Origin of the sequence: Agrobacterium fabrum str. C58, assembly GCF_000092025.1 — a bacterium.
GTDB lineage: Bacteria > Pseudomonadota > Alphaproteobacteria > Rhizobiales > Rhizobiaceae > Agrobacterium > Agrobacterium fabrum.
Genome location: NC_003063.2, coordinates 2,045,025 through 2,059,911, shown reverse-complemented (window position 1 = coordinate 2,059,911; position 14,887 = coordinate 2,045,025). Strand labels below are relative to the sequence as shown.

Annotated in this window: 17 protein-coding genes and 2 pseudogenes; 10 read left to right on the top strand and 9 right to left on the bottom strand. The window is 56.7% G+C overall.

The window, feature by feature from the left end; genetic code table 11:
* Positions 1-27: 27 nt before the first annotated feature.
* The 4 genes from ATU_RS22910 to ATU_RS22895 form a co-directional block, all read right to left on the bottom strand.
* The gene (locus ATU_RS22910; RefSeq protein WP_010974246.1) at positions 28-777 is read right to left on the bottom strand and encodes an SDR family NAD(P)-dependent oxidoreductase; all 750 of its coding nucleotides are present in this window, start codon (positions 775-777) and stop codon (positions 28-30) included.
* Between the two features lie 151 nt (positions 778-928).
* The gene (locus ATU_RS22905; protein ID WP_010974245.1) at positions 929-1,990 is read right to left on the bottom strand and encodes an aldo/keto reductase; all 1,062 of its coding nucleotides are present in this window, start codon (positions 1,988-1,990) and stop codon (positions 929-931) included.
* 155 nt (positions 1,991-2,145) lie between these two features.
* Complete coding sequence (locus tag ATU_RS22900; RefSeq protein ID WP_010974244.1) at positions 2,146-2,547, bottom strand: nuclear transport factor 2 family protein; 402 nt, start codon at positions 2,545-2,547, stop codon at positions 2,146-2,148.
* Between the two features lie 405 nt (positions 2,548-2,952).
* The gene (locus ATU_RS22895; protein ID WP_035258782.1) at positions 2,953-3,369 is read right to left on the bottom strand and encodes a hypothetical protein; all 417 of its coding nucleotides are present in this window, start codon (positions 3,367-3,369) and stop codon (positions 2,953-2,955) included.
* Between the two features lie 73 nt (positions 3,370-3,442).
* Here ATU_RS22895 and ATU_RS22890 point away from each other — a divergent pair, with 73 nt between their 5' ends.
* A complete protein-coding gene (locus tag ATU_RS22890; RefSeq protein ID WP_010974242.1) occupies positions 3,443-4,015 on the top strand; it encodes a TetR/AcrR family transcriptional regulator in 573 nt (190 codons plus the stop codon).
* 126 nt (positions 4,016-4,141) lie between these two features.
* Here the strand turns inward: ATU_RS22890 and ATU_RS22885 are convergent, their stop codons facing one another.
* Positions 4,142-5,041: a LysR family transcriptional regulator gene (locus ATU_RS22885; protein ID WP_010974241.1), complete on the bottom strand. Its 900-nt coding sequence runs from the start codon at positions 5,039-5,041 to the stop codon at positions 4,142-4,144.
* 195 nt (positions 5,042-5,236) lie between these two features.
* On the opposite strand from ATU_RS22885, the gene ATU_RS22880 reads away from it, so the two are divergent.
* Positions 5,237-6,196: a quinone oxidoreductase family protein gene (locus ATU_RS22880; RefSeq protein WP_010974240.1), complete on the top strand. Its 960-nt coding sequence runs from the start codon at positions 5,237-5,239 to the stop codon at positions 6,194-6,196.
* 16 nt (positions 6,197-6,212) lie between these two features.
* On the opposite strand, the gene ATU_RS27005 is transcribed toward ATU_RS22880, so the two are convergent.
* The gene (locus ATU_RS27005) at positions 6,213-6,635 is read right to left on the bottom strand and encodes an AraC family transcriptional regulator (RefSeq protein WP_010974239.1); all 423 of its coding nucleotides are present in this window, start codon (positions 6,633-6,635) and stop codon (positions 6,213-6,215) included.
* 195 nt (positions 6,636-6,830) lie between these two features.
* On the opposite strand from ATU_RS27005, the gene ATU_RS22870 reads away from it, so the two are divergent.
* The 5 genes and pseudogenes from ATU_RS22870 (at position 6,831) to ATU_RS22855 (ending at position 9,874) form a co-directional block, all read left to right on the top strand.
* Positions 6,831-7,901: an aldo/keto reductase gene (locus tag ATU_RS22870; RefSeq protein WP_010974238.1), complete on the top strand. Its 1,071-nt coding sequence runs from the start codon at positions 6,831-6,833 to the stop codon at positions 7,899-7,901.
* A 4-nt stretch (positions 7,902-7,905) separates the two neighbouring features.
* Positions 7,906-8,442: a nuclear transport factor 2 family protein gene (locus tag ATU_RS22865; RefSeq protein ID WP_010974237.1), complete on the top strand. Its 537-nt coding sequence runs from the start codon at positions 7,906-7,908 to the stop codon at positions 8,440-8,442.
* Between the two features lie 5 nt (positions 8,443-8,447).
* Positions 8,448-8,570 carry a hypothetical protein gene (locus ATU_RS26945; RefSeq protein ID WP_266021892.1) on the top strand — a complete coding sequence of 41 codons (123 nt, stop codon included), beginning with the start codon at positions 8,448-8,450 and terminating at the stop codon, positions 8,568-8,570.
* Positions 8,571-8,586: 16 nt separating this feature from the next.
* A pseudogene (locus tag ATU_RS22860) lies at positions 8,587-8,823 on the top strand (Atu4866 domain-containing protein); the annotation flags it as partial.
* Between the two features lie 169 nt (positions 8,824-8,992).
* A complete protein-coding gene (locus ATU_RS22855) occupies positions 8,993-9,874 on the top strand; it encodes an SDR family oxidoreductase (RefSeq protein ID WP_010974235.1) in 882 nt (293 codons plus the stop codon).
* 218 nt (positions 9,875-10,092) lie between these two features.
* On the opposite strand, the gene ATU_RS22850 is transcribed toward ATU_RS22855, so the two are convergent.
* Positions 10,093-10,545, bottom strand: coding sequence for a MarR family winged helix-turn-helix transcriptional regulator (locus ATU_RS22850; protein WP_010974234.1), 453 nt, complete (start codon positions 10,543-10,545; stop codon positions 10,093-10,095).
* Between the two features lie 127 nt (positions 10,546-10,672).
* Here ATU_RS22850 and ATU_RS22845 point away from each other — a divergent pair.
* The 3 genes and pseudogenes from ATU_RS22845 to istB form a co-directional block, all read left to right on the top strand.
* Positions 10,673-10,843 (top strand): annotated as a pseudogene (locus tag ATU_RS22845) (alpha/beta fold hydrolase); the annotation flags it as partial.
* Between the two features lie 100 nt (positions 10,844-10,943).
* Positions 10,944-12,440 (top strand): IS21 family transposase, encoded by a 1,497-nt coding sequence (gene istA, locus ATU_RS22840; RefSeq protein WP_010974233.1) that lies wholly within the window; start codon positions 10,944-10,946, stop codon positions 12,438-12,440.
* Positions 12,437-13,195, top strand: coding sequence for an IS21-like element helper ATPase IstB (istB, locus tag ATU_RS22835; protein WP_010974232.1), 759 nt, complete (start codon positions 12,437-12,439; stop codon positions 13,193-13,195). The genes istA and istB overlap by 4 nt, the downstream gene beginning before the upstream one ends.
* Before the next feature lie 254 nt (positions 13,196-13,449).
* Here the strand turns inward: istB and ATU_RS22830 are convergent, their stop codons facing one another.
* Both ATU_RS22830 and ATU_RS22825 read right to left on the bottom strand, forming a co-directional pair.
* Complete coding sequence (locus tag ATU_RS22830) at positions 13,450-13,644, bottom strand: hypothetical protein (protein ID WP_035258776.1); 195 nt, start codon at positions 13,642-13,644, stop codon at positions 13,450-13,452.
* 116 nt (positions 13,645-13,760) lie between these two features.
* Positions 13,761-14,696: a nucleotidyltransferase and HEPN domain-containing protein gene (locus ATU_RS22825; RefSeq protein WP_010974231.1), complete on the bottom strand. Its 936-nt coding sequence runs from the start codon at positions 14,694-14,696 to the stop codon at positions 13,761-13,763.
* Between the last annotated feature and the right edge of the window lie 191 nt (positions 14,697-14,887).

Here is a 14,887-nt window from a genome sequence, read left to right as displayed (position 1 = left end):
CAGGATTAGTTGCGCATTAAGGGGTGATTAGCGATGGCCACCGGCGAGGATGAAAAATTCGCCAGTCGTCCAGCTCGATTCGTCCGATGCGAGGAAAATCGCTGCAGGTATAATGTCCTCAGGAACGCCGAGACGCTTGAGCGGCGTCTGCGCCATGATCATGGGGCCGAAGTCAAAGTGGAGAAAGCCTCCGGCCTGCACGCCGTCAGTGTCGACCACGCCGGGCTTGATTGCGTTGACACGAATCTTGCGGGGGGCGAGCTCGTTTGACAACGCGCGCGTCAAACCGTCGATTGCACCTTTGCTTGCCGTATAGACCGATGCGTTTTCTGGGCCGAAAATCGTTACCGTCGAGGACATGTTCACAATGCTGCCGCCCTCCGCCATGTATTTCACAGCTTCTTTGATCGCGAGCAGGTAGCCAAAGACATTAAGCTCCATATGCTTGCGGAACAGATCGATAGACAGGTTTTCCAGCGGCTGGAAGTCATAGACACCGGCGTTGTTGACCAGGATGTCAACGCGGCCGAAAGCTGCGTTTGTTGCCGCAAACAGCTCTTCAACTTCCGCGGGCTCACTCATGTCGGCCTTCACGGCGATGGCTGTGCCACCAGCGTCGATGATCTCCTCAACAACTGCTTCGGCCGCAGATTTGCTTGACGAGTAGTTTACTACGACTGATGCACCCTCTGCGGCGAAACTTCGCGCAATTGCCGCGCCAAGTCCTTTGGAAGCGCCGGTGATGACAGCGATTTTACCTTGCAATCGATTGCTCATGTTTCTTTCCTTGAGGCTCGTTGGCCCATTGGTTTCATGCTTGGCGTCATGCGTAATTTTCGCCAGCGCTTATGCAAAAGAGGCGTAACCGCGTATGTCTGTCTTGGTGCAAGAGACGCCTATTCGGCGTCTCTCGTTTGGATCGACAGAATCAAGAGGTCTGAGAGGTCTTGCCTGACCACAGATCCACAGGCCCCAACCGGTCAGCGCCCTGCGTCTCGAGCATCCAACCTGGATACTCGGGCGGCAGCTCGCTTACAGCATCCAGCCGCGCAACTTCGTCGTCACTCAGCACGGTGCCGACCGCGGCGATATTATCTTCGAGCTGGCTAAGCCGTTTTGCTCCGACAATGACCGATGTCACGACCGGCTTGGCGAGGAGCCAGGCCAGCGCTATTCGTGCCGGGCTGCAACCGTGCGCCTTTGCTATGGGCTTCAGGACGTCGATGACGTTCCAGGCCCGCTCCTTGTCGACAATCGGGAAATCAAAAGAGGAGCGGCGCGAGCCTTCCGGAGACTGATTTGCGCGGCTGAATCTCCCAGATAGCAGCCCGCCAGCAAGCGGGCTCCAGACAAGCAAGCCCATCTTTTCTGCATCGAGCAATGGCTTGAGTTCCCGTTCAAGGTCTCGACCCGCAATCGAGTAATATGCCTGGAGTGTATTGAATCGTTCCAGCCCGAGGCGGGCAGAAACGCCAAGAGCCGTCGCAATGCGCCACGCCTGCCAGTTGGATACGCCGACGTAACGTACCTTGCCCTGTCGAACCAGATCATCAAGCGCACGCAGAGTTTCCTCGACAGGAGTGAGGGTGTCGGTTGCGTGGATTTGGTACAAATCAATGTGATCGGTCTGCAGGCGCTTCAAACTGGCTTCAACAGCGTCCATGATATGTCCGCGCGATGCGCCGACGTCGTTTCGGCCTGAACCCATCCGACTATAGACCTTCGTTGCCAACACGATCTCGTTTCGGGCAATACCGAGGTTCTTGAACGATTGTCCGAGCGTTCGCTCGCTCGCACCGGCTGAATAGACGTCGGCGGTGTCGAAGAAGTTGATCCCGGCGTCGATGCTGGCTTTGACCAATTCGTCCGCCCCGGTCTGGCCGACATCGCCGATATGCTCGTAGATGCCCGTGCCGTCGCTGAACGTCATGGTTCCGAGGCAAAGTTGTGAGACAAGAAGTCCGGTGTTTCCAAGTGTCTTGTATTTCATGTCAGTCGCTCCTGAAGACGCAAGCTTGCGTACGAGCCGAAGATCTCGGTTCGCTGTCGCTTGCTGATGGTAGATTGATGGTCCGGGGCCTCGCTAAGTGGTGAGACGAATGCTCATGGAGAGCCCCAGCAAACGCCTCAGGTGCCAGGCTGAATCTATTGGCCCGGCGCCCCGAAGATTTCGTTGATGTGCAGCGAGTCGGTAAATTCCCGACCGCTCGCGATCTTGCCGTCGCGGAAGTGAAGAAGAAAATGGTAGTTGTTTCGATAGTGCCGGCCGTCCTTCATCGGCAGATCACCCTTCGCGACGACCGCGAGCCTGTCTTCTTCCCCGGTGACCTCGTGGTACTCCATCTTCAGAGGGCCCGCGGCGTCATCCAGAAGTCGAGGTAAGTTCTCGAGGTAAGGGCGCTTCGCATGCGTGCCGGAAAACTTGTTGCCGGGCATGATCCACCACGTCATATCGTCCGTGCTGAGGTTCGACATGGTTTCAGTGTCGCAGCGCCCCAGTGCGTCCAGAAATGCTTTGGCGATTCTCTCTTTCTGCTCTCTACTCATGGCGTGTCTCCTTCTTAGCCATTTGTTGTTTGATGTTGGTAAAATGAGGTCGTTTCCTCGAGAAGAAAACGCAAAAGAATGGCGGACCGAATTCCAATTTTGGAAAACCTTATTATGTGCGGGTTCAGGGCCGATGTGATGCCATCGGGCAGGTTTAGCCGGTCCTCGTAGATCTGCGAGACAAACGCGCAAGCGTTTCCAGCCGGTACCCAATATCGATCAGCAACACGTTGGAGAGGGCTTGCTCACTGGCACACCAGTTCAATCAACGGCTCGGTAAGCTACGGAAGGTGGCCCCGCATCTTCGAAACCATTGCTCCAAGCGCTTAGCGCACGTCTCTACCGAGCATGCACCTGATGCAAATTCGGCGAGTATACCGGGAAGCTTGCGATTTTCGTCGGGACTTACATCACTGACCTGGTCGCGACGAACCGCCAGCCCACGACGGAAGCTTCGCGATGAGGTTCAGCTTGCAACGCGTATTCCGGTGTGTCGATTATTGAGCACAGGTCCGCGAAGCTGTCGTAGCGGACGATGACGATGTCGTCCCATACCTCGCTCTCTTTTGGAAGCAATGTCATCAATTGGGAGCCAGCGTAGATAAGCTCCGTTGAAATATTGAGCGCCGTCGCGATCTGCTGGAAGGCCGAGGCATAACCCTCATAGTATGCGGATCGAGACGTTGTCTTCACATGTTCGAACCCGTCGGAATATAGCGGACGGTCTCTGAAGCGGAGGAAGTTGATCATGACAACCGGCCCACCGCCTAACCGCTTAGCAGCGTCGGCAAGTGTTTCAGGAATGAGAGCTTCAAGTTCCATTTTTTGACTTTCTGACACTTTATGTTGATATGTCAGACATTGACACTTTTCGTCTTTTTGTCAAGTTAGGGGAATGGAGAAGTTTTCAAATAAAGAAGAACGGGTCCTGACCGCTGCGGAAGATGTGTTCGCCCGGTACGGATTCGCGCGCACGACGATGGGCGACATCGCAAAAGCGGCTGCCATTTCCCGTCCGGCGCTCTATTTAATATTTCCAGACAAAGAGGCAATCTTCACCCGTGTGATCGAGATGATGGACGCCAGATCCCTGGACCTGATCCAGAATGAGGTCGATCAGATCGCGGCTATTGATCAGAAGCTGCTACACGCCTGTACTATTTGGGGTCTGCATGGAGTGGAACTCGCTACCGCATATCCCGACGCTGCCGATCTATTCGATTTCCAATTTCCGGCCGTTCGTCAAGTTTACGAACGGTTTCAGCAGTTTCTCGTTCGAATATTGGAAAAAGGAACGGCTTCTTGGGAATTGCCGGTGTCACGTGCAGACTTTGCGACGACGCTCACCTATGGTCTACGAGGCCTTCGATACGCAGCGACTGACGTTAATCACATGAGGCACCTCATTGAAGTTCACGTAACCGTGTACGGACTGACCCTTACGCGAACGGACGCTTCAATCGGCTGAGAAAACGATGACGTCAAATCCACGTATGCTGCTCAACCATACGTGCGTGCCTTCGTTTAAATGGACTTCAAGATTGCACAACTGCGGTACCGGTTTTCATTGCGTTCAGGCAATGACAATAGGATTCTAAGTCACTCCCTCCTTTTTGAAATGCTCGATGAGTGCGCGAAACGCTGGCGAAGTTCTGCGTCGGCTCGGATAATAAAGGCTGAAACCTGGGAGGTCCGTTAGCCAATCTGTGAGAACCTCCCGGAGATTGCCGGCTTCAAGATCGGAGGCCACTTGCGAGCGAAGCAGAAAGCCAATACCGAGCCCGTCCATTACGGCTGATCGGATCGCCGCTCCGTCGTCGAGGATCAACGCTGGGTCTCCCTTGTATTCAAACTTCTGACTACCCTTTGCCAGCGGCCACCGGAATAGCCGTGACGAGCTCAGATAGCGATATAATATGCATCGGTGACCAGCCAGATGTTCCGGAGCCAAGGGAATTGGGTAGTTCTCAAAGTAAGATGCAGAGCCAGCAATCACGATAGGGGTAGACGCCGTCAAGGGAAGCGCCACCATATCTTTATCGATGAGCGTACCGAAACGGATCCCACCGTCAAACCCTTCTGTGACGATGTCATCCAGTCTCTCACTCGTAGAGATTTCGAACACGACATCGGGGTAGCGCTGACAAAAGCTTGGCAGCATTGGCCGAACGATGCTTTCAAAGGCGACCGGGATCATCGTCAGCCGAACGACGCCTGCGATCGTCTCCCTTGCTTCCTGTAAACGCAGGAGCTCTTCCCGGAGATCGCGCAGTGCCGGACCGAGTATCTCCAATAGGCGTAACCCTGAGCCGGTTGGAGCCACGCTTCTCGTGGTTCTTGCAAGCAGAGCAACCCCGATTTTCCGTTCGAGTTGGCTAATCGTGTAGCTCAAAGTGGACTGCTTCACACCAAGTTCGGATGCCGCATCGGTGAAGCTCTGGTGTCGCGCAACCACTTCGAAGACTGCTAAATCGCGGAGGATATGCCGGTCCATTTATCGATCCTATCTATAGAGCTTCTTGAGGCGCAGTATCTTATCAATATGCGGATGGACGTCTATGCTTCTTCGACATCAAGTTTTGTCGACAGCCTGCAAGGGATGGATCGTGCCTCTAAACAGGTGAGTTGTGAACGAGGGCGCGATTTGCCGCCGCACAGGCCCAGCGATAATTAAAAAGGAAAAGAAGGCATGAAGGCAGCCGTTTACGATCAAGCAGGACCTCCGGATGTTTTGACGTACAGGGACGTCGCCGACCCGATTGTAGGTCCGGATGATGTCCTCATCGCAGTGGAAGCCATTTCGATTGAAGGAGGAGACTTGATCAATCGTCGATCCACGCCGCCTCCTGGCCGCCCGTGGATAGTCGGCTATGCAGCATCTGGGCGCGTCGTGGGGGCCGGTGCGAACGTGAGGGACCGCAAAGTCGGAGACAGGGTTACTGCCTTTGACATGCAGGGTTCGCACGCCGAACTCTGGGCCGTGCCAGCGATCCGAACGTGGCTTTTGCCATCCGGCGTGGATGCAGCGTCGGCTGCCGCTTTGCCGATATCGTTTGGTACTGCCCACCATTGTCTTTTTGCCAGAGGTGGCCTTCTGCGCAACCAGACGGTTCTTGTACAGGCAGCGGCGGGTGGAGTTGGCCTCGCCGCAGTTCAGCTCGCGGCTCAAGCCGGCGCAACCGTCATCGCCGTCTCAAGTGGAGAAAGCCGGCTGCAAAGGATATCTTCCCTTGGGGCTGATCACGTTGTCGATCGGTCGATGGGGAACGTTGTCGAGGCTGTCAGACAGAACACGGGAGGCAAAGGAGTCGATCTCGTGATTGATCCTGTCGGTGTCACCTTGTCCGCTTCTCTGACTCTCCTGGCACCAGAAGGACGTCTTGTGTTTGTGGGAAACGCTGGGGGCGGAAGCCTGACCATCGATCTGTGGCCAGCCATGCAGTCAAATCAGACTTTGCTCGGAGTTTTCATGGGCCCGCTATTAGAGAGACCTCAGGTTCGTGCGACGGTAGATGAGATGCTTCAAATGCTCGATCGTCGCGAAATCCGTGTGATGATCGAAAAGACGTTTCCGCTCTCGGAAGCGGCAGCCGCTCATGATTTTGCAGAAAATGCGAAACCGCTTGGCCGGGTGATTATGGAGCCGTGAATGCGGCTCATACCCGCTAGGGCGGCGGCCTGCTCAATCGGATAGGCCTCCCGGAAATGCGTCCCGATCCAAAGGATGGCGCGGGCGATCTGGCTGAGACGCTGTCAGCCTGCGCCATTTGGTGGGGCGTAGTTCCGCTGCCCCCCGTCAGAAGGCGATAAAGGATTTCCCGAGTTGTCAAAGGTGCAAGCTCCTCAATGTCATCTGGTGTTTCCAGAAGTCTGGCAAGCCGAATCGAAGTATCGAGCAGTGGAGGTGTAACGCGGTTGAGCGCAATCCCTACCGGCATTCCCTTGGTGTTGGGACTTTTGGGGGCAGCGGATTGCGCGGCCGCGTCGAGATCGAGCTGAAGGCAAAGATAAGACCTCTCCACAATCGCTTCGATGACCGATCCCACGATTGGCAAATCGACCGACGCATCAGATAGCCTGACGGTCACAGATGAAGGATCTCGCGCCCAGCACGGCCCGTTTGCAACGATACAAAAGCGTAGGCTCTTAGATGACGGGGATCGGTATCATTCGGATGATCGTACAAGAAACCCGGACAAACATTCTACCTCCGACTTAGCGTATCCGTTCATATGGGACGGCAAGAAACAGCGACACGTTAGCCTCGATCGGAGACAGCTTTCATGCCAAAGACCATTTCGCTAGACCAATATCGTCTGCTCGGCCGCTCCGGCCTGCGCGTATCACCCCTATCTCTCGGCACGATGACCTTCGGGTCGGAGTGGGGCTGGGGCGCCGATGAAGGCGAGGCTCGCCGCATTTTTGACGCTTACGTCGACCGTGGCGGGAATTTCATCGATACCTCGGTCAATTACACCGATGGTGCGTCCGAGAGGATTCTCGGCGGCTTCGTCAAGGACAAGCGTGAGCGCGTGGTTCTCTCAACCAAGTTCACGATGGCGCGTGACGCACAAAACATCAATTCGGGCGGCAACCATCGTCTCAACCTCATGCGGTCAGTGGAAACCAGCCTTCGTCAACTCGACACCGACCGTATCGATCTTCTCTATCTGCATGCCTGGGACTTTACGACAACACCCGAAGAGGTCATGCGCGCACTGGATGATCTCGTTAGCGCCGGCAAGGTTCTTTACGTTGGCATCTGCAATACGCCGGCCTGGCGCGTGGCGCAGATGCAGACGCTGGCCGATCTGCGCGGTTGGTCACCGTTCGTGGCGCTCCAGATCGAGTATAGCCTCGTGGAGCGAACGGTGGAGTTTGAACTCATGCCGATGGCACACGAGTTGGGGCTTGGCGTGCTGCCTTGGTCGCCTCTAGGCGGCGGCATCCTGACGGGAAAGTACAGCCGCGCCGACCTGTCTGACGAAAACGACGCCAATGTCGCGCCGACACGAAAAGGTGTGATCGCCTCGACCGGCCACCTCAACGAGCGCTCACTTGAGATTGCTGACGTGGTGGGGACGGTAGCGGAAGAGCTTGGCGCGTCGCGTTCGCAGGTCGCGCTTGCCTGGACGCTGCTCAACCCAGCCGTAACCTCGCCCATCGTGGGAGCACGCACCCTTGAACAGGTGGAAGACAATTTCGGTGCGCTGGAAATCATGTTTAGCGACAAACAGATCGACTTGCTGAACCGGTCCAGCGCCTTGCCGCCGATCTTCCCAGAGCGCTTCATCGGCCGCCCGATGGGCCAGCAACTCATCTTCGGCACGAACAAGGTAGTAGACAGGAGATAATGTCATGCTGAGCATAGATTTCGCCAGTCGCTCGCGCTGGACTTTCTTGAAAACTCTTCTGGCTTGCGCTGTGGTGCTGCCGATGTCCATAGCGCATGGACAGGAAACGCCCTTGCAGGAGGCGCCACGCGACCGCAACAGGGCGATCATTGGAGCCGCCTTCGATCGCTGGGCCGCCGGCGGGTCCGACTTCTTCAATGAGGTTCTGGCGCAAGATGTTGTCTGGACAATAGAGGGCACAGGGCCGAATGCTGGAACTTACCGCGGTCGAGACGACTTGATTGAGCGAGCTGTTCGTCCCCTCGCGACGCGCCTGACCAAGCCCATCCGGCCAGTCTCAACGCGTATCTGGGCCGATGGCGATCACGTCATCGTCAATTGGGAAGGCGAAGCCGTCGCTCGTGACGGCAAGCCCTATTCCAACACTTATGTGTGGATACTCCGCATGGACGGAGAACGGGCGACTGAGGTGACTGCGTTCCTTGACCTCGTTGCCTATGAGGATGTGCTGCGCCGTATTCCACATTCCGAATTGCGGTGATCACGATGACCAAAGCAAAGCTATTCGGCTGCGGTTTGCTCGAATCAGTGATCCTCGCTGTCCCGCTCCTCGCTATGGAGATGCCAAACGAGGCGGACGCCGGGCGTTATCTCAACCTCGAGAAATGAAAGGACAGGCACTATGCAACATCCCTATGTCGGCATTTGGGTAACGGCTGACGGGCGCATCCGCCAGGAACTATTGCCAAACGGGCGCTACGATGAAGCGCGCGGCAACCGCAAAAGCGCATATCAGGGCCGCTATGAGGTCCGGGGCGCCCACATCAATTATTGGGACGATACCGGTTTTACCGCTGACGGAGATTTTGTAAGCGCGAACGAACTACATCACGGTGGAATGACATTCTACCGCGAAAAGTAAAAGTGACGCTTCGGAATCTCACATAGTTGCCGCAAGAGTCAGGCACAGCCGTCGTCAATCATCTTCCAGCTCGAAACAGGTACTGATTTCGGTCGCGAAAGCGGTACGGGTGCGCATTTTGTTCAACACGTTTGCGAGCTTCCCTTCAACAAAACCAAGGAGAAATGTTATGAAGACCGTTCTTATATCAGGCTCCGGATCGGGTATGGGCCTTTTGACCGCGCAAACGCTTATCCGGCAAGGCTATGCGGTCTACGCCGGGGTACGTGATCCTCACGGGAGAAGTGCCGGGCGGCGAGAAGCCCTTGAACGTTACGCGACCGAACATGGTGGCTATGTCCGTGTCATCGACATGGACATTCATAGCGAAGAATCTTGCCAGGCAGCCGTTGATCAGTTGGTCGCCGACCACGGACACCTCGACGTCGTCATTCACAATGCCGCTCATCTGTTCATCGGCGTATTTGAAGGCTTCACACCGGACCAGTTGACCGACTGTCTCAACACCAATGTCGTCGGTGCTCACCGGCTAAACCGTGCCGCAATTCCGCAGATGCGCAAACAGGGGAACGGTGTTCTCCTCTACGTTGGCAGCACCATTTCCCGCATCGTGACACCCTTTGTCGGGCCGTACATCGCCGGGAAATATGCGCTGGACGCGTTGGCAGAGGTGACCGCCTATGAAATCAATCGCTTCGGCATCGAGACCGTGATCGTAATGCCGGGCATTTTCCCGGATGGGACGGCGCATTTCGAATCCGCTGTCCATCCAGGCGATGACGACGCGGTCGAGGGATACGAGAAATTCAAGGCCGACTTCGACAATATCGGGCCTGGTTTGCGTGCTCTTCTTCGAGGAGCCGATGCACCCATCCAAGGCGTTGCCGACGAGATCGCACGTGTGTTGGCGCTCCCGAAAGGCGATAAGCCAATGCGCACGATCATCGATTACTCGGACTATGGCACTCCTGTAATCAACGCGGTGGTTGAAACGCAAACTGCACGCGTGTTCCAAATGATGGGTTATGAGCATCTGCTCAAGGTGTCGTAGCTGGCGGGCACGTCGCTTCATGCTGCCCTCACGGTTCACATGGGGCGTGGGGGCAGCGCTATGATGATCGGGTCGCACAGATCTACGGTGAAGCAGTTGCGCCGTGAGGGCGCCGAACTCTGGACGGTCCAGGCCAAGGCGGCCGTCACGGATGTGGAACTCTGGTTGCGGTCGATCCTCAGCCACGAGATGATCGAGCGCCAGCATTGCAGCGGCCCTTATGACTTGATCTTATCCCTTATGGCGTCGAGTGACGCTTTGACCGATTGAACTGTCTCGGCATCCAATCCCACGGCTTCCTCAATGCAGCGCCCGACATCCGAAGCGCTAGTCCGGAGATCATCCCCTTTTTGCGTCAGGTGAATAAGAACCTCGCGTTCATCCCTTGGATTGCGGCTTCGGGTGATCAGCCCCGCCGCATCCAGTCTCTTGAGGAGCGGTGTCAGAGTGCTGGAATCCAGGAACAGTGTCTTCCCTAGTTCCTTCACGGTCTGGCCGTCGCGATGCCACAGAGTCAGCATCACCAGATACTGCGGGTAAGTTAGGCTCAATTTGTCGAGCAGTGACCTGTAGAGCTGCGTGAAGGCGTGGCTCGCCGAGTAGAGTGAAAAGCACAGCAATCCGGTCACGTCTGCGCGGGTATCCGGGGCGTCAATCCGTTTGTCAGTCATGGCAATCTCCTTTGCTTAAAAATAATTTGTACGCGATTAGATTGCAAGCGATTGACAGCAGCCAAATGAGTGGCATATATATTGTGCACAAACAAATTACGAACAATCAAATTTCCAGGAGAGCAACATGTCGATATTCATCACCACCGATGGCGCGCGCCTCTTCTATAAGGACTGGGGTGCAGGACAGCCGATCCTCTTTTCCCATGGCTGGCCGCTGTCTTCGGACGCTTGGGACCAGCAGATGCTGTTCTTCAGCCAGAATGGCTTCAGGGTGAGAGCGGCGGTGCAAAAGTCGGCCATGGTAGCGGCGGAATAATCCAGCCGCGGGCGGAGTAAAATCCGGCCACCTATCTTCCTTCTGCATTGGAAGCAGGAGGGACAAGGGGATCTACACCGTGGAATTGTATCTCAAGGTTCGCCTGGCCGTCTCGGAAGGGATGACCCGGCGTCAGGCTGCAAAGTATTTCAACATATCTCGCGACAGCGTTGCCAAGATGGTGTCGTACTCGACGCCGCCGGGCTATCAGCGTCAGTTGCCGATCCGGCGGCCGAAGCTGGATGCGTTCGTCTCGACAATTGATCATTGGCTCGATGAGGACGTGAAGGTGCCGCGCAAGCAGCGCCACACGGCCAAGCGGGTGTTCGACCGGCTCCGGGACGAGCGCGGCTTCACCGGTGGCTACACGATCATCAAGGATTACATGCGCGAGCGGGATCAGCGCCGCCAGGAGGTGTTCGTGCCGCTGGCGCATCCGCCCGGCCATGGGCAGGCCGACTTCGGTGAGGCTCTGGTGGTGATCGGCGGTGTCGAGCGGAAGGCCCACTTCTTCGTGCTGGATCTGCCGCACAGCGACGGCTGTTATGTGCGGGCCTATCCAGCGGCCGTATCGGAGGCCTGGGTCGACGGCCACATCCATGCGTTCGCGTTCTTCAGGGCCGTGCCGCAATCGATCGTCTACGACAATGATCGTTGCCTGGTCGCAAAGATCCTGCCTGATGGGACCCGCAAGCGTGCGGCGCTGTTCAGCGGTTTTTTGTCCCACTACCTGATCCGGGATCGTTACGGACGGCCGGGCAAGGGCAACGATAAGGGAAACGTCGAGGGGCTTGTTGGTTATGCCAGACGCAACTTCATGGTGCCGATACCGCAGTTTCCAACATGGGAGGCGTTCAACGTCTGGCTTGAGGAGCAATGCCGCAAGCGCCAGCGCGACAAACTGCGGGGCGAGAGCGAGACGATCGGCGAACGGCTGCAGCGGGATCTGGCTGCCATGCGCATGTTACCGGCATCTCCATTCGATGCGTGCGACCATGCCGGCGTCAAGGTAACGGCCCAGTCGTTGGCGCGTTACAAGACCAATGACTATTCCGTCCCGGTCGCCTACGGCCATCAGGATGTCTGGGTCAGGGGTTATGTCAACGAAGTGGTGATCGGCTGCCGCGGCGAGATCATCGCCCGTCATCCCCGGAGCTGGGACCGTGAGGACGTCGTCTTCGATCCTGTGCATTACCTGCCGCTGATCGAGCAGAAGATCAATTCGCTGGATCAGGCAGCACCTCTCCAGGGCTGGGATTTGCCAGAGGAATTCGCCACGCTGCGCCGTTTGATGGAAGGCCGCATGGCCAAGCATGGCCGGCGAGAATATGTGCAGGTCTTGCGCCTGCTGGAAAGCTTCGAGCTCGCCGACCTGCACGCGGCGGTAAAGCAGGCGCTCCAACTCGGCGCGATCGGCTTCGACGCCGTCAAGCATCTGATCCTGTGCCGAGTGGAGCGCCGGCCGCCACGACTGGACCTGTCCATCTACCCGTATTTGCCGAGGGCGACGGTCGAGACGACGTCGGCGAAAGCCTACATGCGACTGCTTTCCGCGTATGGGGAGGAAGCGGCATGAGTGACGAAGTGCCCGAGATCCTGCTCGCCCATTATCTCAAGACCCTGAAGCTCCCGACCTTCCAGCGCGAGTACCAGAAGCTGGCCCGGCTATGTGCCACCGAGGGCGTCGATCATGTCGAATACCTGTTGCGGCTTTCCGAAAGAGAGATGATCGAACGGGACCGCCGCAAGGTCGAGCGCCGCATCAAGGCGGCACGGTTCCCAGTCGTCAAAAGCCTGGACAGCTTCGACTTCGCCGCCATCCCCAAACTCAATAAGATGCAGGTGCTCGAGCTGGCACGCTGCGAATGGATCGAGCGTCGTGAGAACGTCATTGCGCTCGGGCCCAGTGGCACGGGAAAGACGCATGTCGCGCTCGGCCTCGGCCTGGCCGCATGCCAGAAGGGCTTGTCCGTCGGCTTCACCACGGCCGCCGCTCTGGTCAGCGAGATGATGGAAGCCCGTGACGAACGGCGTCTGCTCCGCTTCCAGAAGCAAATGGCTGCCTACCAGCTTCTCATCATTGATGAGTTGGGCTTTGTGCCGCTGTCCAAGACTGGTGCGGAATTGCTGTTCGAGCTGATCTCACAACGCTATGAACGCGGCGCGACCCTGATCACCAGCAATCTTCCGTTTGACGAATGGACAGAGACCTTGGGATCGGAACGACTGACTGGTGCACTGCTCGATCGCATCACCCACCACGTCAACATTCTCGAGATGAACGGCGACAGCTATCGTCTCGCCCAAAGCCGCGCACGAAAGGCAGGCTGAAACCCTTTCAAAAATCGACGCGCACGCATGAGAACCCCGCTCGGGCTACGCACTCCCGGAGGTCTCATGCGTGCGCCGATAGTGGCCTGGTTTTACTCCGCCGCCTGGCCTTAATTTGCTCCGGCGTTGACATCGAAGAATTGAAGCAGCGTCACAATCCCGCCCAGACGGAACTGCGCATGCGCCACTTCTTCCTGCAGGCGCGCCGCGGCAAAAACGACGATGCCAAGCGTCAGGTGATGCCGATTGTGCGCTCACTGGTGCAGAAGGTGGTGATCGGCAAGACCCAGGGCCATCAGCCGGCAACCCTCGAAGTCCACGGCTTGATCTCCTCCATCCTTGCGCAGATGGACGTTCTCGACCTGATGGAGCGCCGCTTCGTCGCCGAAGTGCATGCGGACTTCATCGAGAAGCTGGAGGCTGGCGAGATCGAGACGAAGGAGAAACAAAAAAAGCTCCTCGACTCATATGAGGAGGAGCTTCGTCGCAAATACCCCGAGTGGGCGAATTTGCAAGTGTCGGTGGTTGCGGGGGCACGATTAGAACCTGCTTTGACACCTCGCGGTCATTGGCTGCTTTCACTCCCGCCCATTCGAACGCCACAATCCACCTTTTCGATATGTTCATCGCAAACGACCTTTACCAGCTCGAGCAAATGCGCGGTGCGCTCACCGAGCCAGCCAAGCGCCTCTTCGCTGATCTCGAAATGTTTCGAGTACCGCGCCTTCACATAGGCTTCATTGATCGTATTGAACCAGGCCCGCTGCCGATGATGATCGCGTGGAAACGCGTCGACCAGTCGAAGGTCCTGCTCCTCGGCAAGAGAGCGGAGGAACTTGATGTTGTGGGAGGCAGGCCCGTAGTTCGTCAGTGTGAGAAGGACGCAGGAATAGGCTTGCTCGATCGCCTGATGCAAAAGAAACGCAGCTCTTTTTGTAAAGCCACTGTTGCGAGCGTGACAGGATAGAACAAAGAACTCGGTACCTGCCTCGAACCGTTCCCGGCAATGCTCCCGCGCGACATTCAACCGTTCTTCCGCAGTCAGCAGCTTCGGCTCAGCGAGCGGCTCGTCATCCAGTTCGTATAGAACGATGCCTTCCTTGCGGATATCCGAGAAGAAGTAGTGGCCCTTCTTAAGCTCTGTGTTCACCTCGCGCAGAGAATGCACGATGAACTGCGTCGGCGTTTCGATAAAGCTGTCGCGGATGATCCGGTCGGCCGCCTTGTACCAGTAGGTCGCGTGATCCGTCAGCTTGCGATTGTTGACGATCACCAGCAAATCGAAATCCGAGCGATAGCCCTTCATCGTATGCGGCTCATCGACAAAGGTGCCGCGGGCATAGGAGCCAAACAGAATGATTTTGAGAATGCGTCCGCGCTTCTTGAAGTCGGCGGTGCCTTCCCCCAGCGCATCCTCGAACTCCTCGTGCAGGATCTCCAGCGCACGGGCGAGCTCTCGCTGCTTTCTGTGCGGGATATGATCAAGGGAGGATTTCATCATGGGAACGAGGTATCTGACTAGCTTGCGATTGCGACACCCACGCAATCGCGCTGGTGGTATCCATGAACTTTATACGCTTCGACACGTTGATCAAATGCCAAAAGTGCTAGTCGAATTTTGTAGGTCGGGAAATGGCTGACAGGAAAGCCTGATAAACACGCTGCCGAATGCTGATATCATCTCCTCGCTTC